Raw genomic sequence first — 1,113 nt, 5'->3', positions numbered from 1 at the left:
CAGGTCGTCTCTGGCAACACAATTTTCAGGCACCGGATACATTAAGCTCATTTCACAATGCCGCTGATGGAAGGTTCTGGGTACCCACACCCTTTTTTGGATGTCAATTCGTTCCCGGCACGATGGGAGAGTGGAATGCCCAGGATTACCCAAACATAGCACCGGCCCCGGTTGGGATGAGAGACTGGGCTGATATCCGCTCATTTGCTGAGCAAACTTCCTCCAGCTTTGGTATGAAAGAACGCTATCTTACAACCGATTGTGAGCGACAGGGTGAATTGCGGATTACTGAGCTTGGGAAAGCCTTTTACGGGCTGGTGATTAACTGGCTGAGGGTTCGCCACGACACCGACCTTCTGGATTACAGAAACACCGTGCAGATGAACCAGTTGCAGGAAGAGCTGGTGACGATTGCCGCTGATCTGTTTGCCAGTGCGTATAAAATGAAGACGGAGACCGTGAGAACAAAGATACGTCTGGAATTCCCGGCAGAGTCGCTGACCCGGGCTGCACTTGAGTGTGGTTACTGGTGTGACCCGAAAGTCCGCTATGTACAGGATATCAAATCAGGCCGTTTTCCTGATGAGGTTTATCCGGATCATCCGGATAAAAGCTTTAACCGTGACTTTTTGAACTCAGTGAACGCAGGCAAAGAGAACCTTACCAAACAGGGATTGCGGCGCTCATCCAGAGCCAGAGGACCCAATTTGGGTATTAACAACGGTACCCTGCCGCTGTCCCATCTGGACAGTTTGTTTTGGTTTGCCCTGCATACGGGGTGGCAAGTGCACGAGCCATCCCGGTGTTAGGTGTCTCTGAGCAATCTCTCAATGTCTGCTATGCTGTCCTTCTCATTCATTTGTCAGGAGTACAGCATGAGCTTGAATGCTGAACAACCACCCGAAACAGAGCTTGACCATATTCGAGATACCCTGACGGGTATTGTCAGCTACGCCAGTAAAACCCGTGCTGAAATGCACCGGGGGTTCGCTCATATAGACAAACGCTTTGACCAGCAAGGCAAAGATATTACTGCACTGCAATCAGACGTCGCAGATTTGAAAGCTGACAACGCAGAGTTGAAAGCTGACAACGCAGCGGACGTCGCAGACT

Annotated in this window: 2 protein-coding genes; both read left to right on the top strand. The window is 50.6% G+C overall.

Going from position 1 to position 1,113, the window contains the following annotated elements:
• Positions 1 to 809, top strand: an 809-nt coding sequence (locus KDK18_RS08155) for a hypothetical protein (RefSeq protein ID WP_257254409.1), incomplete at its 5' end; no start/stop codon positions are given.
• 66 nt (positions 810 to 875) lie between these two features.
• The coding region (locus tag KDK18_RS08150; protein WP_257254408.1) for a hypothetical protein at positions 876 to 1,113 on the top strand (238 nt) is incomplete at its 3' end.

Source organism: Endozoicomonas sp. SESOKO3 (assembly GCF_024606255.1).
Note: the sequence above shows the minus strand (reverse complement) of the source record. Positions and strands in the feature narration are given on the sequence as shown.